Here is a 22,321-nt window from a genome sequence, read left to right as displayed (position 1 = left end):
AGCGGGTCAGCGCGTGAACGCCGACAGCCCCGTGATCGCGCGCCCGACGATGAGGGAGTTCATCTCGTGCGTGCCCTCGTACGTGTAGACCGCCTCGGCGTCGGTGAAGTAACGGGCGAGGTCATTGTCGACCCGGATGCCCTCGGCCCCGGCGATCTCGCGACCGAGCGCGACGGTCTCGCGCACACGGTCGGCGGCCCAGGTCTTCGCCAACGCGGCGACGGTCTCGGTGAGCTCGCCCCGCACCTTCAGGTCGGTCAGGCGAACCGCGAACGACAGTGTCGCTGTCGCATTGCCGAGCATGCGCGTGAGCTTCTCCTGGATCAGCTGGAAACCGGCGATCGGCCGCCCGAACTGCTCTCGACCGAGGGCGTAGCGGAGCGCCGCCTCGTACGCGCCGATCTGCAGGCCGGCCGCGTTCCACCCGATGACGTAGCGCAGCTGGGCGAGGATCGCCGAGACGTCCCGGAACGAGTCGATGCGCTGCAGCCGCTCGGACTCGGGCACCACGACGTCGTCGAGCGTGATGTCGCCGTTCCGCACCATGCGCAGCGCGATCTTGCCGCGGATGTCGGTGACGGTCACGCCGGGCGCATGGCGTGGCACCAGGAAGGCCTTGGCGGCCCCATCGGCGACGTCCTTTGCGACGACCAAGATCAGATCCGAGAGTGCGGCGTTGCCGATCCAGCGCTTGTGCCCGGTGATGCGCCACGAGTCGCCTTCGCGCGTCGCGATCGTCTGCATGCCGGCCGCGACATCGGAACCGTGCTCGGGTTCGGTGAGGGCGAAGCATCCGGTCAGCTCGAAAGAGGGAATGAGCGGATCGAGGCGCGCAACCTGCTCGGGACTGCCGCCCTCGCGCACGACCGTGCGGAACATGCCGACCTGGCCGCCGTAGAGCGTGCCGATGGATGCGTCGAAGCGCTGGAACTCGAAGTGCTTGAAGCCGATGTAGTACGGGTTCGGGGCCCCGTCCGCATCGAGGAGCGCCGGGTCGTCCTCGAGGCGCAGGGCCGCGAGCTCCGTGCGCAGGTGCGCGGGGGATTCGCCGGCCTCCCACCACTCCGCCAGGTGCGGACGCGCCCTCTCTTCGAGCAGATCGCGCAGGGCCTGCAGCTTCGCGCGTTCCGTCGTGCTCAGCAGATCGGCGGCATAGCCCAGCAGGTCGGTGGGCGGCCCGCCCCGTCGCGGTGCGGTCGCGGCAACCCGCGCCAACGGTGAGGTCGGCTCGTTCATCGGCCCAGTCCGAGCAGTCGCACGGCGTTGTCCTTGACGATCGCCTGGCGGGCCGCATCCGGGAGTTCGAGCGCGTCGAAGTCCCTCAGCCAGCGGTCGGGGGTCAGGGCCGGAAGGTCCGATCCGAAGAGCGTCCTGGCGTTCAGGTAGGTGCGGGCCGCGCGGACGAGCGAGGGCGCGAAGTACTTCGCCGACCAGCCCGAGAGCTCGATCCAGACGTTGCTCTTGTGGGTTGCGACCGACAACTGTTCGTCCTGCCACGGCACACTCGGGTGGGCCATCACGATCTGCAGGTCCGGATGCCGCGCCGCGACGTCGTCGAGCAGCATCGGATTCGACAGGCCGAGCCGGAACCCGTATCCGCCCGACAGTTGCGCACCAGCGCCGGTCTGCCCGGTGTGGACGATGATCGGCAGCGAGAGCTCTTCGATCGCGTCGAACAGAGGGGTGTAGGCGGGGTCGGACGGATCGAACGCCTGCACGGTCGGGTGGAACTTGAAGCCGCGTACGCCGATCGACGCCTGTCGGCGGGCCTCGTCGACGGCTGCCTCACCCTGCAGAGGGTCGACGCTGCCGAAGGGGATGAGGACATCCGCGTTGCGCGCCGCGCCCTCGACGATCTCGTCGACGCTGTTCGGCGCATGGTCGAGGTTCGTGCTCGCGTCGACGGTGAAGACGACCGCGCCCATCTGCCGCTCGCGATAGTAGGCCGCGGTGGCGTCGACATCCCGCGGCTTCTCGTCGCTCTTGAAGTACTTCGCGAGCGCCTCGGTCAGCGCGGGCGGCGACGCCGTACGACCGGTCGAGTCGATCGAGACGTGCACGTGCACGTCGATCGCGGTCAGTGCGTCGGGGTCGAATCCGGGGATCGGGCTCATGCGTTCGCCTCCTGCAGTTCGCGCAGCGCGTCCTCTTTCACCCGCGCGAGTTCGACCTTGCCCGTGATCGAGCGGCCGAGCGTCTCGCGGACGAAGAGGTGCCGCGGCTTCTTGAATCCGGCCAGTCGCGACGCGACGAACCCGAGCAGTTCGGCGCTGTCGATCTCGGCGCCCTCCGCGGGTGCGACCATCGCGCTGACGGCCTCTCCGAATCGCGGATGCGGCAGGCCGAATACGATCGCGTCGCCCACGCTCGGGTGCGCGAGCAGCACCTCTTCGACCTCGGACGGGAACACCTTCTCACCGCCGGTGTTGACCACGGCCGAGAGGCGCCCGAGCAGATCGATCGTGCCGTCGCCGTTCGAACGCGCCCAGTCGCCCGGCACGACGTAGCGGTGCCCGCGGATCTGGAGGAAGGTCTTCGCCGTCTTCTCGGGATCGCCGTAGTAGCCCTTGGGTAGCACGCCGCGGTAGCCGAGGATGCCGAGGGCTCCGGCCTCGAGCGAGATCTCGTTGTAGTCCTCGTCCAGCAGCACGGCGCCGGGCGTCAGCACGAGCCGGGCCGGCAGGTCGTCGACGCCCTTCGTGATGCCGAACGCGTAGGGACCGCCCTCGCTCGACGCCAGCAGGTCGATGATCTCGAGGTCGCCGATCGAGTGCAGGCGACGCTTCACGTCGTCGCTGAACCGCATGCCGGACGAGAAGATCCACTTCACGTGGGGGAGTCCGTGGTGCTGCTCCGCCATCTCGGCGAGCGGCAGCGCCAGGGCATCCCCGGCGACGATGAGCCGCGTCGCCCGGTGTTCGGTCAGCAGCCGATAGGCCTCGTCGAGGTCCATGCTCGCGAACGCGTGCAGCACGATCGTGCCGCCGAGCGAGAGCGTGCCCATCGTCATCGACTGGGCCGTGCCGTGCAGCATCGGGCTCATCGGCAGGGTCACGACTCGCGGGGTCGCCGGGTCGATGGCGATCTCGATCGCGCGCTCGAGGGTCGTCGGCGGCTCGATCCCGGTCACGGCCCAGGTGGACTGGCGGCGGGCCTCGAGCAGGGTGTCGAGATCCCACTCGACCGCCTTGGGCGCGCCCGTCGTGCCGCCCGTGTAGAGGCGCAGCACGGCGCCCGCGGGAGCCTCGGCCGGCATGGAACCGCCCGTCGCCACGATGTCGTCGTAGCGGATGGCGCCGGGGATCGAGGAGCTGTCGAACATGCCGTCCGTGTCGTCGACCAGGACGATCGGGATGTCGAGGCCCGCCGCGGCCTCGGCGGCGATCGCGCCGAACGACGCGGGCGCGAAGAGCACCTTCGAGTCCGAATCGATCAACAGCGCCCGTACCTCGCTGGCCGTGTAGCGGTAGTTGAGGGCGACCGGCGCGACACCCGTCGCCAGACAGGCCCACGTGAACGTGAGGTACTCGGGCCGGTTGTAGAGCAGCGTCGCCGCGGCATCCCCGATCTGCAGCCCGCACTCGTCGACCAGGTAGCGGGCGAGGGCACCGGACTCGGCGGCGAACCGCCCCCATGTCATGTCACCGTGACGCGTGATGATCGCCGTGCGCTCCGGCGCCTCGCGCGCGATGCCCTGCCAGAGGTCGGAGTAGTGGATGCGGATCACGTACGTCACCCCTCCGCGCGAGAGGGGGGACCGGATGTCTGCGCCTGAGGGGCGAAACGCTCCTGCCAGCTGGCGTCGATCCCTGCGGCGCTCCAGCCGCCGTCGGAGAAGTCGACATCGAGCACGGCGGGGTGCGCGTAGAGGGTCAGGCGGTCTCCGCCGATGCCGATCGCCTGCCCGGTGACCGTCCGCGAATTCTCGGAGGCGAGCCAGACGATGAGCGGTGCGACATCTTCGGGCCCGCCCAGCCCGTTGTCGCGGCGGATCTCGCGAGGAATGGGCTCGCCCGCGAGATAACGCTCGTACAGTTCCGCGTACGCGGGGATCGTGCCGGTCATGGGCGACATCGCGATCGGGATCACGGCGTTTGCCGTGATGTCGGCCCGGGCGAGCTCGAGCGACCAGGTGCGCGCCATCGCCACGAGCCCCGCCTTGACGGCGGCATAGTTGGTCTGCCCGAATGACCCGAACTGACCCGCGGGCGAGCCGATCACGATGATGCGTCCGCCCTCGCCCTGCTCGCGCATCCGGATCGCCGCCGCTCGTCCCGTCGTGAACGTTCCGCGCAGGTGAGTCGCGACCACGGCGTCGAAGTCGTCGTCGGACATCTTCCACAGGACGCGGTCGCGCAGCACCCCGGCGTTCGCGACGAGGACGTCCAGGCGACCGAAGGCGGCCACGGCGTCGTCGACCAGCTGCTGCGCGGTCTCGGCCGACCCGACCGGGCCGACCGACGCGATCGCCCGCCCGCCGCGGCCCTCGATCTCGGTCACGGCGTCGGCCGCGGAGCCCGCGTCCACGTCGTTCACCACGACCGCGGCGCCCGCGTCGGCCAGGGCGATCGCGTAAGCGCGCCCGAGGCTGCGCCCCGCGCCGGTGACGATCGCGACGCGACCGTCGAGACGAATGTCTTCGAGACCTCCCGCATTCATGCCCACGCCGCTCACCTGTAGTGCCTCAGGACGAGCTCGGCCGCGACGGCCGGCTTCGTCGCGCCCTCGACCTCGAACACGAGCGCCAGGGTCACCTGCCAGCCGCCGGGGATCTCCTCCACCTTCGCGACCGTCCCACGCACGCGGATGCTCGCGCCCGAGGGCACGGCGTTCGGGAACCGTATCTTGTTGAAGCCGTAGACGATGCCCGTGCTCGTGCCCGACACCTTGTAGATCTCGCGCAGGTGCGGAACGACCATACTGAGCGTCAGCATCCCGTGCGCGATCCGCCCGCCGAACGGTGACGTGGCGGCGGCCTCGGCATCGACGTGGATCGGGTTGTCATCGCCCGAGAGCTGCGCGTAGAGGTCGATGTCGTCCTGCGGGATCGCGCGCCAGGTCGAGGGGCCGAAAGCCCGGCCCTCGATGCTGCCGACCTCGTCGATCGTCGTGAACACCTGCAGCTGCTCGGAGGCTTCCGGCGTGCTCGCCGGGGAATTGTCGGTCATGCGGGCTTCCTTGCCTGATCGGGTACCCGTGATGGGGTACCTGCGCCATCCTGCCGTGTGACAGTCACCCTGAGACGCGGCTTTTCGAACAGTGAAACCACCGGCGGTGGCCCGCGCGGCCCTATGCGACATTGCTTGCGGCCCCCCGGCGCGGCGGGTCAGCGCTCACATCAGCGGTTACAGAGGAGTTCCACGCATGTCTGTCACGGTGTCCAGCACGCCCGAAGTCGATTCCCACGAGATCATCGACGCCGTCGAGTACTACTTCCAGAACGAGTGGACGGACGGACTGCCCGTCGTTCCCGTCACCGAGTCGTATCTCGCAGAGTTCCTGGCCACGGTCGACCGGGATCCCGCCGAGGTCCTCTTCACGGTCGCCCACCTCAACCGCAGCATCACGGTGCGCCTCGCCGCGCTCAACGCGGCTCTGGCCGGCTGCAAGCCCGAGTACCTGCCGACCGTGATCGCCGCGTGGGAGTCGGTGGCGAAAGAGCCGCACCCCGCCCGCGGCATCTGGCAGTCGACGACCGGCACGGCGCCGTTCCTCCTGGTGAACGGACCCGCGCGCACCGAGCTCGAGATCAACAGCCGCGGCAACATCTTCGGCGGGGGCTTCCGCTCCAACGCCACGATCGGGCGAGCCATCCGCCTCGGCTTGATCAACGTCTTCGGCCTTCACCCGCACGGGCTCGACCAGGCAACGCAGGGCAACCCGTCGAAGGTGACGGCGGTCATCGCCGAGAACGAGGAGCAGAGCCCCTGGCCCTCGTTCTCGGTCGAGCACGGCTTCGAGCCCACCGACAGCGTCGCGACGATGTTCGTCATCCGCTCGGTCGTGCACATCGAGGCGCGACACACGATGATCCCCGAGCAGCTCGCCCTCGACTTCGTCGACACGATCTGCCGCACGGGCGCCCTCATCCACGAGTACACCTCCACGCTGCTCGTGCTCGTTCCCGAGCACGCCGAGCTGTTCGCGAACGCGGGATGGAGCAAGGACGACCTGCGGAACTTCATCTTCGAGAACGCTGTCCGCGATCGGGCCGATCTGGCACGGGTCGGCAAAGATGCGCTGTCGAACAAGAGCCGCTGGCGGCTGCCCGCGGATCACCCCGACTCGACACCGGACACGGCAAGCGGGAGCGACACCCCCGACCGGGTGCGGCTGCTCAGTCATCCGACGAACGTGCAGATCGTCGTCGCCGGCGCAGACAACGCGGGTGTCTCGGCGGTCGTCGAGGTCTTCACCCTGAACCCGCCTCGCGCGATCCCCTTCTCATCCACCAAGGTCGACGGGTAGGGCGCCGCGGGCGGGACGCGCAGCCGCCCGCGGTGCGGATGCGGCGCCTCGGCCGGCGCCGGATCGCCGTCGGTGCTCCGGCGGTGAACTCTCGGCCACCTGGGCGTCGCGAAGACGTGGTAGACCCGAACTCATGAACGCACGCGCCACCGAGCCGCCCGTCGGGGGGACGATCGATCACATCCTCGCGGTTCTGCCGTCCCTGATCCCGAGCGCCCAACGCGCGGCACGTATCTGCGCGGAGCGCCCGGAGGACGTGGTGAACATGTCCGGCGCCGATCTCGCGGAAGCTGCAGACACCTCGGCAGCCGCCGTGACCCGGATGAGTCAGGCGCTCGGATTCCGCGGGTTCCAGCACCTGCGCCTTCTGCTCGTGCGCGACCTCGGCGCTGCGGTCAGGGACGGCGGCATTCGAGCCGAGGGCACGGCGGGGTGGCTCCATGCTCTCGCCGAGGGCGCGTCGGACGTGATCCAGACCTCGCTCGCCTCGGTCGATCCGGACGTGTTCGACGCCGCGGCGGAGGCGATCGCTCGCGCTCCGCGTTTGCTCGTCGCCGGCACCGGGGCCTCGGGACCAGCCGCTCAGTCGGTCGCGGTCGCCTTCGTCATGAACGGTCGATCCTGCGAGGCGCCCACCGATGGCGTCGTGCAGCAGCTGACGGCCAGCGTCCTCTCGCCCGGGGACGTGTGCCTCGTCGTCAGCTCGAGCGGCGCGAACGCCGCGACCCTCGCGGTCGCGGCGGCGGCGGCGGAGGCCGGAGCCACCGTGATCGGCGTGACGAGTTTCACGCGTGCGCCGCTCGCGGAGAACGCCGCCCTCCTGCTCATCGCCGGGGCGCGCTTCCAGGCCTGGGACCAGGGCATGGTCGGCAGCGGGCTCGTGCAGCACCTGGTGCTCTCGGCGCTGCAGATGGCGGTCTCGGAGCGCATGAAGGAGACGGCGGAGCGGGCTCGCGCCGCGGTCCGGGATGAGGTGCTCGGCATCGTCACGGAGGACGCAGGCGCGGAGCGGGATGTTTCCGGAGCCACCGGCATCCGTTGACGTCCCATTTCCTTGCAATTTACTTTCGCTCCCTTGAATCTGGGTGCAAGCGAATTTCACGGGAGATTCCCGAGAACTGAGACGCTTGCGGGGAGCGTCTCATGGGCACGATCCAGCTCACCGGGATCGGACGCAGCTTCCGGAACACGGCGGCCGTCAGCGACATCGACCTGACGATCGAGCGCGGCGACTTCGTCGTGCTGCTCGGTCCCTCGGGTTGCGGCAAGACCACGCTGCTGCGCATGATCGCCGGGCTGCTCGAGCCGACGACCGGACGCATCCGGCTCGACGGCGCCGACATCACCGACCTTCCGTCGAAGAAGCGCGACCTGGCCATGGTCTTCCAGAGTTACGCGCTGTACCCGCACCTGAGCGTCCGGAAGAACCTCGCGTTCCCGCTCCGCGTGCAGAAGATCTCGAAGAGCGAGATCGCCCGACGCGTACAGGAGGTCGCCGACTCCCTCGAGATCGGACATCTGCTGGATCGGAAGCCGAAGGAGCTCTCGGGCGGACAGCGTCAGCGCGTCGCCGTCGGCCGAGCCCTCGTCCGCAACCCGAAGGCTTTCCTGATGGACGAGCCGCTGTCCAATCTCGATGCGAAGCTGCGCACCCAGACGCGCCACGAGCTCACGGCCCTGCACCAGCGCCTCGGCGCGACGTTCGTGTACGTCACCCACGACCAGGTCGAGGCGATGACGATGGCGACCAAGATCGTCGTGCTGAACGCGGGGCGGATCGAGCAGTACGGCACCCCCGAAGAGGTGTACGACCGTCCCGAGTCGGTCTTCGTCGCGGGTTTCCTCGGAAGTCCGGCCATGAATCTCCTCGACGCTCGGGTGACGACCATCGACGGCACCGTGGCCGTCACCGCCGACGGTGTCGCCGGTGATCTCTGGCCCGGGACGACGGATGATCTGGATGTCGTCCTCGGCATCCGCCCCGAGCACCTCGCCGTGACGCGCGGACCGATCGACGGCAGTGGCATCACGCTCGTCGGTCGCGTCGACATCGTCGAGAACCTCGGCGGCGAACAGATCCTGACCTGCAGCACGGGCGCCGGTCGGGTACACGTGCGCACCTCGCGCGACGTCGTATGCACCCGCGGCGACGAGGTGACCCTGCACGCGGACGCCTCGCACGCCCACCTGTTCGAGCGCTCTTCGGGCCGCCGCCTCGAATGGGTCGACGAGCCCGCCCCCGCGCCGGCAATCGATCGCACGGTCGCCCTCGCCCCCTGACGTTCGAACCCAGACCCCCATCCCGAACCCGAATCCCACACCACAGGAGAAACACCCCTCATGAACACCTCCGTTCGTCGCGCCTCGATCGCCTCGCTGGCGCTCCTCGGCATCACCCTCGCAGGCTGCGCCACCGCCGCCGGAACGGATGCCACGGCATCCGGATCCCTCACCGAACTCGCCGACGACCAGCAGGTCGAGATCGTGTTCGAGTCGTACAACCTGGCGAACGTCGGCACCTGGTCGGACGCGATCAACACGCTGCTCGACGAGTTCATGGTCGAGCACCCGAACATCACCGTCGTGGGGCAGCCCAGTTCGTCCGCCAGCACGGCGGCGAGCGTGCAGCAGCAGGTGCTCGCTGGCAACCCGCCCGACGTGGCACAGCTGACCTTCAACGAGCTCGACTTCGCCGCCACGACCCTCGGGGCGCTCGACCTCACCCAGCTCGTGGGCGAGGAAGGCCTCTCGGAGCAGTTCGGCGGCGAGTACCCCTACCACGAGCGCGCACAGGTGCTCGCGGACTGGGAGGGAGCGACGTACGGCCTGCCGTACGTGTTCTCGACGCCGATCCTCTGGATCAACGAGGAGCAGTTCGAGGCGGCCGGGCTCGACCCCGCCACGGTCGACCTCTCGACGTGGGACGCCGTCGCCGAGGCCGCGGCCCAGATCACCGCGACCACGGGAGCGCCGTCCATGAGTGCGTCGTGCGTCATCACGGGCGGGAGCTGGTGCATGCAGGGACTGTTCCTGTCGAACGGTGGGCGCGTGCTGAGCGACGACCGCACGACGATCGAGTTCGGCTCGGACGAGGCGATCGACACGGTCGAGACGTTCCGCGCGATGTGGGACGACGGGATCCTCACGAACGAGGACGCCACGACGCAGTACGAGGCCTTCGCCCAGGGCAAGACCGCGATCCACGTCAACACCTCGGCCCTGCAGGGTGCCTTCATGGGCGGTGCACAGGCGGGTGGCTGGACGCTGGACGCTCGCCCTCTGCCCGCGTTCGGCGACAAGCCGGTCGTCCCGACCAACTCCGGCTCGTTTCTGGCGATGTTCGCGAGCGACCCGGCCAAGCAGGCGGCTTCGTGGGAGCTCATGCAGTGGATGACGAGCCCGAGGGCGTACGAGGTCATCTCGACCGAGATCGGCTACCTGCCGCTGCGTGCGAGCATGACAGAGGAGGGCGGCCCCCTCTACGAGTGGGTCCAGGCGAACCCCCTCGTGCAGCCGAACCTCGATCAGCTCGACGCGCTCGAGCCGTGGGTGTCGTACCCGGGCGACAGCTACGCGCAGGTCGACCAGGTGCTGGCCACCGCGATCGAGGAGTCGATCTTCTACGGCGCCGACCCGGCCGAGACGATGACCGCGGCCGCCGAGCGCGCCCAGGGACTCATCGAATGAGCGGCGGTACGAATCGAATGAGCGGCGGGACGAGTCGAATGAGCGGCGGGACGACGGATGCCCCGACCGCCGAGCAGCGGGGCCCTGTGCGCCACCACCGCGTGAGCGGCTTGTACAACCTGCGCGACACGGGCGGCTACCGCGCCGGCGACGCCACGTCTCGCTGGGGCAAGCTGTTCCGCTCCGACGCCCTGCACCGTATCGACGAAGAGGGGCGTGCGCGCCTCGCGGACCTCGGCGTCGCACATGTCGTCGACCTGCGCGGCGGCGACGAGAGGCTCACGGCGCCGAGCGCGCTCGACGGCCTCGCGGCACGGGTGCACCACCTGCCCGTGTTCGACGACGCCGCCCCGGCCCGCCAGGCCGGCGCACGGATCGGCCTGGCCGAGGTGTACGACCACATGGTCGACGAGCGGGGCGCCCATCTCGCCTCGGCGATCCGCGTGATCGCCGAGGCGGGGGACGACGAAGCCGTGCTGGTGCACTGCACCGCAGGCAAGGACCGTACGGGCCTCGTCGTCGCCTTCGCCCTGCTGGCGGCGGGTGTGGACCGCGACGAGGTGGTGGCCGACTATGCCGCCACGTCGGCGAACCTCGCGGGGGAGTGGGCGGACGCCATGCTCACCGCATTCACCGGCCGCGGACAAGAACTCACGCCCGAGATCGTCGAGCTCGTCACGGCGAGCCCGGCGCCGGTCATGGAGGCTGTGCTGGAACGGATCGATCACGAGCACGGATCGATCCGCGAGTACCTCCGCCGCCAGGGACTCACCGACGGTGAACTCGATCGGCTGACGCGCGCACTCGTCGGCTGACGCATCCGTCCACGCGCAGATCGCGCCCTCATCACACACGACAGGAGCAATCATGAACCGCATCCAGGGGCAGCACCCCGAACCCGAGCACTTCATCCTGCACGTCTCCGACACCCACTTCGTCGGCACGGGAGAACTGCTCCACGACAAAGTCGACTCCGACGTCTATCTCGCCGAGCTCTTCGACGGCTTCGCGAAGTCGAACGCCCGTCCCGAGGCGATCGTCTTCACCGGTGATCTCGCCGACACCGGACGGCCCGACGCGTACGAGCGCCTGCGCGCCCTCGTCGAACCCGCCGCGGAGCGGCTCGGGGCCGAGGTGATCTGGGTCATGGGAAATCACGATGAGCGCGTCGCGTTCCGACGCGGCCTCCTCGACGAGGACGGCGACCAGTCCCAGCCCGTCGACCGCGTGTACGACGTCAACGGCCTGCGCATCATCGCCCTCGACTCCACGGTGCCCGGAAGCCACCACGGCGAGATCAGTGACGCGCAGCTCAAGTGGCTCGCGCACGAGCTCGAGGTGCCCGCGCCCGACGGCACCCTCCTGGCGCTGCACCACCCGCCCGTGCCGAGCCCGCTCGGCCTCATCGCCCTCGTCGAGCTGCGCGACCAGGATCGCCTCGCAAGGGTCATCGAGGGAACCGATGTCCGGGGCATCCTCGGCGGTCACCTGCACTACTCCACGCACAGCACGTTCGCCGGCATCCCCGTGTCGGTGGCTTCGGCGACCTGCTACACGCAGGACCTGAACGTCGTGTACCCCGGAGCGCGCGGTCAGGACGGCGCGCAGTCGTACAACCTCGTGCACGTCTACGGCGACCGGGTGCTCCACTCGGTCGTGCCGATCGGCCAGTACCCGACGGTGTACGAGATGACGCCCGAGATGCTCGAGGCCTTCATGAAGATGACGCCGGCCGAGCAGGTCGCCGCTGTCGACGCATCCGTCGCCACGGGCGCGGAGTAACCCGTGTTCCTCGCCGTCACACCGCCCGCGCGAAGCGCCGCCGCGCACGCGACGGCGAGCACGGACGCGGATCCGGCGCCGACATCGCCCCGGCGGCGTCGGATCCGTCCCGGCACCCTCGTGCCCTACCTGTACGTGCTGCCGGGTGTCGCATTCCTCATCGTCTGGACGTACAGCCCGTTGGCACAGACCTTCGGACTGTCGTTCTACGACTGGAACCTGTTGCCGACCAGCCCGAAGACGTTCGTCGGTATGCAGAACTACGCCGAGGTCGTCGCCCTGCCGGAGCTGCACACCGCTCTCTGGAACACCGTCGTCTACATCACGGCGTTCTTCGTGTTCTCGCTCGTCTTGCCGATCGCGATCGCGCTCCTGGCACGACAGGTGCAGGGGCGGCTGCGCACGTTCTACCAGGCGCTCATCTTCGTGCCGTTCCTCATCACCCCCGTCGCCACGAGCGCCGTCTGGCGGTGGCTCTTCGCCGAGCAGGGGGCCGTGGCGACCGTGCTCGCGAGTGCCGGTATCGACATGCCCAACGTGTTCCGCGACGCCGACCTCGCGATCTGGGCCGTGATCGTCATCGTCGGATGGCAGATGCTCGGATTCGGCGTGCTCGTCGTCGCCGCCGGATTCGCCGGGATCAGCCCCGAGTACGGCCAGGCGGCGTCCCTCGACGGGGCCGGCACCGGCACGATCACCCGTCGCATCACGCTGCCGCTGCTGTCGCCGACGATCGTCTTCCTCGCGCTGATGACGATCCTCCTGGCGGCCCAGTGGACGTATCCGATCATCGACCTGCTCACCCAGGGAGGGCCGACGAACTCGACCACGAACATCTACTACCTGCTGTATCAGTTCGGGTTCCAGAATTTCGACGCCGGTATCTCCGCGGCCGCCGGTGTCATCTTCTTCGCGGGTTTCGGTGTGATCGCGTTCATCTTCCTGGAGTTGCAGGATCGCCTCAGCTTCTACGACAACTAAGGATCCCGATGTCTTTCGTCACCGTGACCGCACCCGCCATCGCATCGCGGACACCCGTCACCGACGCCCCGGTCGGAGCTGTATCCGTCGCGCGATCGCGGAAGGCAGTCGACGACCGCGCCGTCGCGTCTCGCACGCGCTCGGGTGTGGTCGTCGGGCACGTCGTGCTGGTCGTGCTCGCGCTCTTCAGCATCTTTCCCGTGTACTGGATGTTCGCGACCGCGCTGCGCGCACCCGAGAACGCCCTCGACCAGACTCTGCTGCCGTGGCCCCTGAGCCTCGAGAACTTCGCCTATGTGTGGGAAGCGATCCCGATCGGCAACATGCTGTTGAACACGTTCGCGATGTCCCTCATCCTCGCCGCAGCGCAGCTGTTCATCGCCGTCCTCGCAGCCTACGGTTTCGCGGTGTGGGACTTCGCGGGCCGCAAGCTCTTGATGTTCCTGTTCATCGGCTCGTGGCTCGTGCCGTTCCAGGTGACGATGATCCCGAACTATCTGCTGGTGTCCCAGCTCGGGCTGCTCGGCACGATCGGCGGGGTCGTCGTGCCCCAGCTCGCCGGCGCGTTCGCCGTGCTGTTGATGGTGCAGCACATGCGTGCATTCCCCCGCGAGCTGCTCGAGGCCGCCCACCTCGACGGGCGGTCGAGCTGGTCGACGCTCTGGAGCGTGGTCGTGCCGAACATGAAGCCGGCTCTTGCCGCCCTCGGGATCATGGCGTTCATCTCGGCCTGGAACGAATACCTGTGGCCGACCCTGATCATGCGTCAGGGCGACGCACTCGTCCAGGTGGGGGTGCGCAGCTTCCTCTCTGCCGAGGGCAACAACTGGGGTGCGACCATGGCGGCGGCCGGGCTCGCGTGCGTCCCGGTGCTGCTGATCTACATCTTCCTCCAGCGGTATGTGGTCGACGCCTTCGTCCGGTCGGGTTTGAAGTAGCAGGTGTGGCACTCGGACGGCGCGTCCTCCAGCCCCGGGGACGTGGATGTGTGACCGCAGCCAACCGTTCAGCCTGCGGCGGGAGGCAGACCACGACGATGGGGCCTTTCGGCCAGTGAAACCGCCGCCGCGGTTCTGCTCGCTGCTGTGCGACATTGTCATCGGCCCCCGGCGCGGTGGGCCAGCGGACGCAGAGGAGCTCCACGCATGTTTCTGATTCTCTCCGAGACGCATGACGGCCTTCCGCGCGGGACAGAATGAATCTCACCGACGAAGAGATGCGGATGCGCGACGGCGCCGAGGGTTCGGCGGTCGCCGCGGCGATGGACCTGCTCATCCGGTACGGCGAGGCGCTCGGGGCGGAGCGCCTCGTCGACACGCGCAACGTCGCCGGCACGATGACGCAGCCCTCGCCCGCGAAGGCGCAGCTCGTGCGCGAGGGAGGGTGGGCGAAGGCCTACGCGGTGATCAACCTCGACTGCGACGACGACATCGAGATCCCGCGCATGAAGGTGCCCACCTGCCAGCTGCAGCACGGATTCTCGGACGACGCGGAGGGACTCACGGCGTACTCGCCCCAGTCCATCGAGCTGCAGACGGATGCAGAGAACTACTACTCCGAGCGCGGCGTGAACATCCTGGCGACCTGCACGCCGTACCAGGTCGGCAACCTGCCCGTCCGCGGCGAGCACGTCGCCTGGATGGAGTCCTCCGCCGTCGTCTACGCCAACTCGGTGCTCGGCGCCCGCACGAACTGCGAGGGCGGCGCGTCGACGGGTGCGGCCTCGCTCACGGGCAAGATCCCGTACTGGGGCAACCACATCACCGAGAACCGGTACGCCACCCACCTGCTGCAGGCCGACGCGCGCATCGACACGTTCCAGGAGTGGGGCATGCTCGGCTACTACGTGGGCGAGCTGGTGCAGGAGGCGCGTCCGGCGATCGTCGGATCGCTCGCCCAGCCCGACCTCGCCGACCTCAAGCACTTCGGCGCCGCGACCGCGACCTCCGGCGGCGTCGAGATCTTCCACATCCCGGGCATCACCCCCGAGGCACCGACGCTGGAGGCGGCGTTCGGCGGGGGAGCGATCCCCGAACCGATCCGGTACGGCGCCGCCGAGCGGCGCTGGGTGTACGACACCCTCAACGCGCAGGGCCAGAGCGACGAGGTCGACTTCATCCTGCTCGGCTGCCCGCACGCCTCGCTCGACCAGATCGCGTTGGTCGCGCACCTGCTCGAAGACAAGCGGCTGAACGACGGCACGGAGCTCTGGGTCATGACGCCCCGGGCCCTGCGCACGATGGCGGACCGCAACGGATACACCCGCACCATCACGCGCGCAGGCGGCAAGGTGCTGACCGACTCGTGCCCGGCCATGTCGCGTGCGGCCCCTCCGGGCACGAAAGTGTTCGCGACCGACTCCGCGAAACAGGCGCACTACCTGCCCGCGATCCTCGGCATCGAGGCCTGGTTCGGCACGCTCGAGGAGTGCGTCGACGCGGCCGTCACCGGGCGCTGGCGCGGTGGGCTCGCATGAGCGCCGACGGCGACGCACAGAGCGAGCCGATCATCGAGTTGCGCGGACGAGGCATCGTGCCCGGGACCGTTGAGGCCGAGGCGCTCGTGACCCGCGATCCGGTCTCGGGCTTCGGCGGAATCGATGTCGCGACGGGCACGGTGATCGAGCCGCGCCATGAGCTCTTCGGCGTGTGCTTCACCGGCAAGGTCCTCGTCTTCCCGGGCGCGAAGGGTTCGTCCGGGTGGTCGGGATTCTTCCAGTCGACGCGCCTGATGGGTACGGCGCCCGCCGCGATGGTGTTCAACGTCGTCACGACCAAGGCGGTGCTCGGGGCCATCGTCACGCGCATCCCGACCGTCGTCGAAGCCGCACCCGATCCGCTCGATGTGATCCGCACCGGTGATCTGCTCCGCGTCGATGGAGACAACGGCGTCGTCACGGTGCTGCGCCGCGCGACGACGGCACGAGTTCACCCGGTCGCTTCCATCCAGTAAAAAGAAGCGTTTCTTTCGCGGGCTAGGCTCGGCACACTCGTTGGACCGTCCCGCACAGTCGCGGGCGGGACCAGCCGACACAGGAGTCGAAATGTCCACAGCAATGCAGAAACAGAGCCCCTGGTCTTTCCGCCGCGACATCCGGATCACGGTCACGGCGCTCGCCGCGGCCGCCGCGCTTGCTCTCGCCGGATGCTCGGGCACGGCCACCGCACCCTCGACGGACGGAGAGTCGGCCCCCGCCGAACTCAACGACATCGTCGTGGTGTCGTTCCTCCCGCTCCAGTCGTTCACTTTCACGCCCGAGATGTACGCCTACTCGTCCGGGATCTTCGAGGACTACGGCCTCGACGTCCAGCTGCAGCCCGTGCAGGGCACCTCGGCGGCGATCCAGACGCTCCTCGGCGGCGCCACCCCGATCACCCGCGTCAGCACCGTCGATGTCATGCCGGGCATGGAGTCCGGTCAGCCCATCATCGGTGTCGGCACCATGGCGTACCGCAGCAACCTGCGGGTCATCTCGACCGAGGACAACCCGATCGAATCCGCCGCGGACATGGAGGGCAAGGTCATCGGCCTCGGCTCGGTCGGCGGCACGAGCGAGAAGATGCTCAACTTCGCCCTCGATGAGGCCGGCGTGCCGCGTGACTCGGTCACCCGCCAGGCCGTCCCCGTCACGTCGGCGACGTACGAGCTCGTCAAGCAGGGTCAGCTCGACGGCTATGTCGTCAGCCTCGACACCTCGATCGGCATCACGGAGCAGAACTCGGACGCCGTGTCGAGCCCTGCCGGACTCGTGGACGCCCCCGAGCGTCAGGTGTGGATCACGACCCAGTCCAACCTCGAGAACCCCGAGCGGGTCGAAGAGATCGAGCTGTTCCTCGCCGCGATCAAGGAGGCGACGCAGGAGATCATCGACGACAGCGAGAACGACTTCGCGAACGTCCTCGCAACCCTCCGCGACAGCGGCGATTGGGACTTCGCGGCGCTGAACGACGACGCGATCGCCGTGGAGGCCCTCAAAACCTACACCTCCGAGACCTGGATCGACTCGAGCGGCACTGTCGGGCTGCTCGAGAACGACGAGGACTACTGGACGACGATCTACGACGCCTACGTCGAGGGCGGTCTGCTCAAGGGCGGCGCCGACCCGTCGGCCTGGATCACGAGCGATCTGCTGCCCGCCGACTGAACCTCGCATCCACCCGGTGGTGGTCCCGCGGACTCCGCGGGGCCACCACCTTCCCCTGAAACGAGAGCGATGATGCCCCTATGAGCACCCCGATCCCGACTCCGTCCCCCAGCGGGAGCACCCCCTCGACAGGATCGACGGACGCGGTCCCGCGTCTGAAGATCGCAGGCGTCGGGCGTGACTTCGTCACGCGATCCGGAACCACGCACGCCGTCTCCGGCGTCGACCTCACCATCGAGCGCGGTGAGTTCATCGCCCTGATCGGACGGTCGGGCTGCGGAAAGACCACCCTGCTGCGCATGATCGGCGGTCTGCTCGCACCGAGCGCCGGAACGATCCAGGTCGACGGCAACAACCTGTGGCGCGGAACGTCCGTCGACGAATCGGCCATCACCAAGCTCGGTTTCGTCTTCCAGGAGAGCAACCTGTTCCCGTGGCTTTCCGTTCTCGACAACATCGCCCTGCCGATGAAGCTGCGCGGGGCGAGCAAACAAGCCAGGCGGGCCCGTGCCACCGAACTGGCGGCGCTCGTCGGGCTCAGCGGATTCGAGAAGTCCTATCCGCGTGAGCTCTCGGGCGGGATGCGTCAGCGCGCCGCGATCGCCCGCGCGCTGTCGACCGAGCCGGAACTGCTGCTGATGGACGAGCCTTTCGGTGCGCTCGACGCACTCACCCGCGAACGGATGAACCTCGAGCTGCAGCGCATCGTCCTCGAGACCGCATCGACGGTCGTCTTCGTCACCCACGACATCCCCGAGGCGGTGTTCCTCGCCGACCGCGTCGTCCACATGACGCCGCGTCCCGGGCGTGTGCGGCAGATCCTGCCGGTCGCCGAGCCGAAGCCCCGCACGATCGACACGACGACGACCGCCGAATTCAACGAGATCGTGCGGAAGCTCCGCCACGACATCGACGAGGAGAACTGATGAACCGTCAGAAAGTCATGCGGATCCTGCCCTGGATCGTGACGCCCGTCCTCGTCGTCGTGATCATCGTGATCTGGCAACTGGTCGTCACGATCGGACAGGTCAACCCGTTCCTGTTCCCGCCCCCCGCGGCCGTGGGTGAGAAGTTCATCGGACTCTTCTCCACCCCGGGCATCTGGGGGCACACCCTCACGACGCTGTCGGAGATCCTCATCGGATTCGCGATCGCGGTCGTCACGGGTGTCGTCGTCGGCGTGCTGCTCGGCAAGCTGCCCTGGCTCGAGGCGAGCGTCCGCCCGCTCATCGTGATCACGCAGGTCGCTCCGAAGGTCGCCTTCATCCCGCTGTTCGTCATCTGGTTCGGGTTCGGCATCACGTCGAAGATCTGGCTGTCTGCCCTGCTGGCGTTCTTCCCGATCATGCTGAACATGCTGCTGGGCGTCCGCTCGGTCGAGCAGGGTCAGCGCGAGGTCATGAAGAGCCTCAACGCCACGCGCACCCAGACCCTCTTCCAGCTCGAGATGCGCAGCGTCCAGCCCTACCTGTTCGCGGGCATGGAGGTCGGCATCGTCCTGGCCACCACGGGTGCGATCGTCGGTGAGTACATCGCCGGCAGCCAGGGACTCGGATTCCTCGTCGTGTCGAGCATGAACCAGCTGGATGCCGCGCTCACGTTCGCGCTCATCCTGTGGCTGTCGCTCCTGGGACTCGCGCTGTACCTGATCGTGAACGAGCTGAAGCGCTTCTTCATCCCGTGGCACGAATCGGTCTACGGCCTGCGCAACACGACCGCGTAGGCAGTTCTTCGCGGCGCATCCGTCGACGGATGCGTTCGGTCGGCCTACTCGCCGCCGCGCACGACCCTCGGTCGGAGCGCGGCGGCGGACCGTCCCCGCAACGACGACCACCAGACACCCGCACCGTAGGCGATGTCATCGAGGCGACGGGCGAGGGTGAAGCGCACGGGATCGAGTCGCGGCCGCAGACGCACGTACTCGATGGCCGCATCGGCGAGCGCCGCGACGAGTGCGGCTCGGCGCACGCGCCGCGAGAAAAGGGCGAGGACGATCGTGAGCGGCCACCAGTGCCGCACGAGAAGCGCGGAGCCCTGCACCAGCGTCGTGACGGTGCCCTGCGCGGCGAGCAGCGCTGCGAGGCGACGCCGATGCGGGACGTGAGGGATGCTGCGGGCGATCCGCGCGGCGAAAACCGCGACGATGCCCACGCCGACCGGGAGCGACCAGCGTCGCTGTGCGAGCGTGGTCGCGAGCAGGGCGATGCTCCAGGGTGGGAGGGCGACGGGGGCGATGTCGCGGGGGTGCCGCACGCCGAGCCCGTACGCCCCGGTGCCGTAGTCGAACTTCCGCCGCATCCAGGCCCCGAGTGTCGCGCGATGCTCGTGCCGGACGATTGCCGTCGGGTCGTAGGTCACCCGATGCCCGGCGCCGACGAGTCGCCACACGAGGTCGACGTCCTCGCCGACCCGGAGCTCGGCGTCGAATCCTTTCCCGAGCGCCGAAACGCGGGCGACGAGGCACGTGCTCGAGACCCACGACACGCGGCTGCGCGGCCGGACGGTCGAGGCATCCGGACCCAGATCGAGCGAGGACCGGGCGTCCTCGTACCTTTCGAGCCAACTCTCGTGCTCGCGACGCAGTCCGCGCACGGCGGGCGCGACGAGCGCCACCTCGGGGTCGACGAGATGGCGCAGCAGGGTGTCGAGCGCGCTTTCGTCGAGGACCACATCCGAGTCGACGAAGGCGACGAACGGCGTCTGCACGACGGCGAGGCCCGCGTTGCGGGCGGCGGCCGGGCCGAGATTCTCGGGCAGGGCGACCAGTCGCGCGCCGTGCGTCGCGGCCACTCCCGCAACGTCCGGGGGATGGAGCGAGCCGTCGTCCACGACCACGACCTCGGCGACGCCCTCGGGAACGCTCGCGAGCAGACGCGCCAGCTGCGACGGACGGTCCCGTACGGGGATCACCACCGTGAGCAGGGCGCGCGACACATCGGGGAGGGAGGCCGCGACGAGTTCGCCCATGCCGGTCGCGTGCAGGTACCGGGCGAGTGCTCGGCTCGTTTCGTCCTCGACCGTGAGGTCGCGGCCATCCAGGCGCTCGGCGGCGGCGGCGCTGATGCGCGAGACACGGATGGGCGCGCCGCCCACCAGCACCCGCCCGGCTCCGCTCGAGGTCGGGCGTGAGCGCCGTGTGTGGGTGTTCAGCCGCACGACCGTGCCGTCGGGCGGGAAGGTCGGGTCAGTCATCCGCGCCGCCTTGCTCGCCCCGGGGCGCGGGGTGCGCCACCAGCAGCCCGTCGGTCGTGGGTTCGCCCGTCAATCGACGCCATGCCGCTTCGGCGATCGCCGCCAGAAGTCGCTCGCCCGCCGCGGACGATGCCCCTCGGGGGTCGCCGAGCACACCGTTCGGCGACACCGCGCGCACGCCCTCGGTGCGGAGACGGGGGAGGAGCTCGCCGATCGGTGCGGTGGCACCGGGCTCGATTCGTTCGACGCGGATGGCGGGGGCGCGGAGCCGGGCGAGCATCGAGGTCTCGTCGTAGCCCGCGTGGGCGTCGTGTGACCCGCCGTCCTCCGGCACGCAGGGCAGCCACGCGGCGTCTCGGCCCTCGGAGCGCAGCACCCGGACGGCGGCGATCAGGGCCTCGAGATTGCCGCCGTGGGCGTTGACGAACACGAGCCGCGGCGCCCAGGTGCTCGCCGACCGGCCGAGCTCGACCAACAGGAACTGCAGGGCCGCCGTGCCGATCGACATCGTCCCGGCAAAGCCCTGGTGCTCGCCGCTCGAGCCGTAGGCGATCGCGGGTGGGACGACGGCGTCGTCCCCGCTGTCGCGCACGCGTGCGGCGAGCGTGTCGGCGATCGTGACCGCGATGGTCGCGTCGACGTCGAGCGGCAGGTGCGGCCCGTGCTGCTCGGTGGCACCGAGCGGCACGAGCACGAGCGGTGCCCCGACCGTCGGCCACGTTCGGTCGACGAGGCGCACCGCATCATCCAGCGGGTGCGCGTCGAGCGCGTGTTCGTCCGGGTCGCGGGTGCCGCGCCGAGGGGAGTCGTCTCGTTGGGGGTCGGCGGGCATCAGCTGGTCGGGGTCGACGGAACCCCCAGCCGACGTTCGAAGCTCGGCGGAATCCAGAGGTCGGCGCGGCTCAACTCGTCGATCGAGGAGTGACCCAGACCGAGCACGGCCGAGTCCAGCCCGCCGCGCAGGATGTCGAGCACGTTCTCGACACCCGCCTGCCCGTTCGCCGCGAGCCCCCACAGGTATGCCCGGCCGATCATGACCGCGTCGGCGCCGAGCGCGAGGGCCTTTGCCACGTCGCCGCCACGGCGCACGCCGCCATCGAGAAGCACCTCGATCTGCGAACCGACCGCCTCCGCGATACCCGGGAGCATCCGGATCGGTGCGGGGGTGGAGTCGAGGTTGTTGCCACCGTGGTTCGAAACCGAGATCGCCGAGACGCCGGCGTCCACGGCGCGGAGCGCATCATCTATGCGCGAGACGCCCTTCAACAGGAACGGTCCGCCCCACTGCTCGCGAAGCCAGGCGACGTCTTCCCAGCTGGGCGGCGGCGTCATCATCCACTCGCCGTACGCGCCGAAGAAGGTCGGTGCCTTCCCCGATCCGACGGCCAGGTTCGGGGCCGTCAGGTCGGGGACGCGGCCGGAGCGCAGGAAATCTGCCAGCCACTGCGGCCGGACGAGCGCGTGCGGAGCGAAGCGAGCCGCCGCGCGCAGCGTCAGCTTCTCGGGGATCTCGGGGCTGCCCCAGTCGCGGCCGTGCGAGAACGACCAGTCGAGCGTCGCGATGAGTGCCTTCGCTCCGGCCGCACGCGCCCGGTCGAGACGCTCGAGCATCGTGTCGCGGGTGCCCTGCCAGTAGACCTGGTAGAGAAGGTTCTCGTTCGCGGCCGCGACCTCCTCGACGCTCTTGCTCGCGAACGAGCTCAGACCGATCGGGATCCCGCGGTTCGCCGCCGCGCGGGCGACCGCGACCTCGCCATCGGGATGAACGGCCTGCACGCCCGTGGGAGAGATGAGCACGGGCATCGCGATATCGATGCCCAGGACTTTCGTCGACAACCGTCGTTCGGCCTGGTGCCCCGCGACCTTCGGTGCGAAGGCGAGCTCGCCGAAGGCCGCCATGTTGTCCTTGTACGACAGCCCGCGCTCCGAGCCCGCGATCAGCGCACCGTAGACGGGCGCGGGTAGACGCTTCTTCGCGCGCCGTTGCGCCTCGGCAACCGACTCGAACCAGGGATTGGCCATATTCGTCTCCTGAAGGGGGGGTGTCGCGGAAGGGTGGTGCGCCGA

General features: G+C 69.2%; 21 protein-coding genes. 13 read left to right on the top strand and 8 right to left on the bottom strand.

Features of this window, described 5'->3' with window-relative positions; all coding sequences use genetic code 11:
* Positions 1–6: 6 nt before the first annotated feature.
* Genes CGU35_RS07775 through CGU35_RS07755 form a run of 5 tightly spaced genes read right to left on the bottom strand, consistent with a single transcriptional unit; the run spans position 7 to position 5,168 of the window.
* Positions 7–1,236 carry an acyl-CoA dehydrogenase family protein gene (locus CGU35_RS07775; RefSeq protein ID WP_100810942.1) on the bottom strand — a complete coding sequence of 410 codons (1,230 nt, stop codon included), beginning with the start codon at positions 1,234–1,236 and terminating at the stop codon, positions 7–9.
* Complete coding sequence (locus CGU35_RS07770; protein WP_100810941.1) at positions 1,233–2,114, bottom strand: amidohydrolase family protein; 882 nt, start codon at positions 2,112–2,114, stop codon at positions 1,233–1,235. Before CGU35_RS07770 ends, CGU35_RS07775 begins: the two co-directional genes overlap by 4 nt.
* On the bottom strand, positions 2,111–3,727 hold the full coding sequence (locus CGU35_RS07765) for an AMP-binding protein (RefSeq protein ID WP_181003368.1): 1,617 nt from the start codon (positions 3,725–3,727) through the stop codon (positions 2,111–2,113). The genes CGU35_RS07770 and CGU35_RS07765 overlap by 4 nt, the downstream gene beginning before the upstream one ends.
* A 5-nt stretch (positions 3,728–3,732) precedes the next feature.
* Complete coding sequence (locus CGU35_RS07760; protein WP_269800321.1) at positions 3,733–4,674, bottom strand: SDR family oxidoreductase; 942 nt, start codon at positions 4,672–4,674, stop codon at positions 3,733–3,735.
* Complete coding sequence (locus tag CGU35_RS07755; protein WP_157813916.1) at positions 4,671–5,168, bottom strand: MaoC family dehydratase; 498 nt, start codon at positions 5,166–5,168, stop codon at positions 4,671–4,673. Before CGU35_RS07755 ends, CGU35_RS07760 begins: the two co-directional genes overlap by 4 nt.
* Before the next feature lie 196 nt (positions 5,169–5,364).
* Between CGU35_RS07755 and CGU35_RS07750 the strand changes: the two genes are divergently transcribed.
* The 13 genes from CGU35_RS07750 (at position 5,365) to CGU35_RS07690 (ending at position 18,785) form a co-directional block, all read left to right on the top strand.
* Positions 5,365–6,468 (top strand): hypothetical protein, encoded by a 1,104-nt coding sequence (locus CGU35_RS07750; protein ID WP_100810938.1) that lies wholly within the window; start codon positions 5,365–5,367, stop codon positions 6,466–6,468.
* 133 nt (positions 6,469–6,601) lie between these two features.
* Complete coding sequence (locus CGU35_RS07745; protein ID WP_100810937.1) at positions 6,602–7,510, top strand: MurR/RpiR family transcriptional regulator; 909 nt, start codon at positions 6,602–6,604, stop codon at positions 7,508–7,510.
* Between the two features lie 101 nt (positions 7,511–7,611).
* Positions 7,612–8,748 (top strand): ABC transporter ATP-binding protein, encoded by a 1,137-nt coding sequence (locus CGU35_RS07740; protein ID WP_100810936.1) that lies wholly within the window; start codon positions 7,612–7,614, stop codon positions 8,746–8,748.
* 60 nt (positions 8,749–8,808) lie between these two features.
* The gene (locus tag CGU35_RS07735) at positions 8,809–10,155 is read left to right on the top strand and encodes an extracellular solute-binding protein (RefSeq protein ID WP_100810935.1); all 1,347 of its coding nucleotides are present in this window, start codon (positions 8,809–8,811) and stop codon (positions 10,153–10,155) included.
* A gap of 38 nt (positions 10,156–10,193) precedes the next feature.
* On the top strand, positions 10,194–10,970 hold the full coding sequence (locus CGU35_RS07730; RefSeq protein WP_181003369.1) for a tyrosine-protein phosphatase: 777 nt from the start codon (positions 10,194–10,196) through the stop codon (positions 10,968–10,970).
* Between the two features lie 52 nt (positions 10,971–11,022).
* Positions 11,023–11,937, top strand: coding sequence for a phosphodiesterase (locus CGU35_RS07725; protein WP_100810933.1), 915 nt, complete (start codon positions 11,023–11,025; stop codon positions 11,935–11,937).
* A gap of 3 nt (positions 11,938–11,940) precedes the next feature.
* A complete protein-coding gene (locus CGU35_RS07720; RefSeq protein ID WP_232711184.1) occupies positions 11,941–12,918 on the top strand; it encodes a carbohydrate ABC transporter permease in 978 nt (325 codons plus the stop codon).
* Between the two features lie 8 nt (positions 12,919–12,926).
* On the top strand, positions 12,927–13,856 hold the full coding sequence (locus CGU35_RS07715; protein WP_100810932.1) for a carbohydrate ABC transporter permease: 930 nt from the start codon (positions 12,927–12,929) through the stop codon (positions 13,854–13,856).
* Positions 13,857–14,113: 257 nt separating this feature from the next.
* Positions 14,114–15,394, top strand: a complete 1,281-nt coding sequence (locus CGU35_RS07710) for an aconitase X (protein ID WP_100810931.1) — start codon at positions 14,114–14,116, stop codon at positions 15,392–15,394.
* Positions 15,391–15,870, top strand: a complete 480-nt coding sequence (locus CGU35_RS07705; protein ID WP_100811353.1) for an aconitase X swivel domain-containing protein — start codon at positions 15,391–15,393, stop codon at positions 15,868–15,870. Before CGU35_RS07710 ends, CGU35_RS07705 begins: the two co-directional genes overlap by 4 nt.
* A gap of 91 nt (positions 15,871–15,961) precedes the next feature.
* Positions 15,962–17,062 (top strand): ABC transporter substrate-binding protein, encoded by a 1,101-nt coding sequence (locus CGU35_RS07700; RefSeq protein ID WP_157813915.1) that lies wholly within the window; start codon positions 15,962–15,964, stop codon positions 17,060–17,062.
* 80 nt (positions 17,063–17,142) lie between these two features.
* Positions 17,143–17,988: an ABC transporter ATP-binding protein gene (locus CGU35_RS07695; protein WP_100810929.1), complete on the top strand. Its 846-nt coding sequence runs from the start codon at positions 17,143–17,145 to the stop codon at positions 17,986–17,988.
* The gene (locus tag CGU35_RS07690; protein WP_100810928.1) at positions 17,988–18,785 is read left to right on the top strand and encodes an ABC transporter permease; all 798 of its coding nucleotides are present in this window, start codon (positions 17,988–17,990) and stop codon (positions 18,783–18,785) included. The genes CGU35_RS07695 and CGU35_RS07690 overlap by 1 nt, the downstream gene beginning before the upstream one ends.
* A 44-nt stretch (positions 18,786–18,829) precedes the next feature.
* Here the strand turns inward: CGU35_RS07690 and mftF are convergent, their stop codons facing one another.
* From mftF to mftD, 3 genes are read right to left on the bottom strand one after another with little or no spacing between them, the layout of a single operon-like run.
* On the bottom strand, positions 18,830–20,254 hold the full coding sequence (mftF, locus tag CGU35_RS07685; RefSeq protein WP_100810927.1) for a mycofactocin biosynthesis glycosyltransferase MftF: 1,425 nt from the start codon (positions 20,252–20,254) through the stop codon (positions 18,830–18,832).
* The gene (gene mftE, locus CGU35_RS07680; protein ID WP_100810926.1) at positions 20,247–21,086 is read right to left on the bottom strand and encodes a mycofactocin biosynthesis peptidyl-dipeptidase MftE; all 840 of its coding nucleotides are present in this window, start codon (positions 21,084–21,086) and stop codon (positions 20,247–20,249) included. Before mftE ends, mftF begins: the two co-directional genes overlap by 8 nt.
* Positions 21,086–22,276, bottom strand: coding sequence for a pre-mycofactocin synthase MftD (mftD, locus tag CGU35_RS07675; protein ID WP_100810925.1), 1,191 nt, complete (start codon positions 22,274–22,276; stop codon positions 21,086–21,088). The genes mftE and mftD overlap by 1 nt, the downstream gene beginning before the upstream one ends.
* Positions 22,277–22,321 lie beyond the last annotated feature (45 nt).

The organism is Microbacterium sp. BR1, assembly GCF_002812725.1.
In the GTDB taxonomy this organism is placed as follows: Bacteria; Actinomycetota; Actinomycetes; order Actinomycetales; family Microbacteriaceae; genus Microbacterium.
The sequence above is the reverse complement of the archived record's forward strand: the minus strand, read 5'-3'. Positions and strand labels throughout refer to the sequence as shown.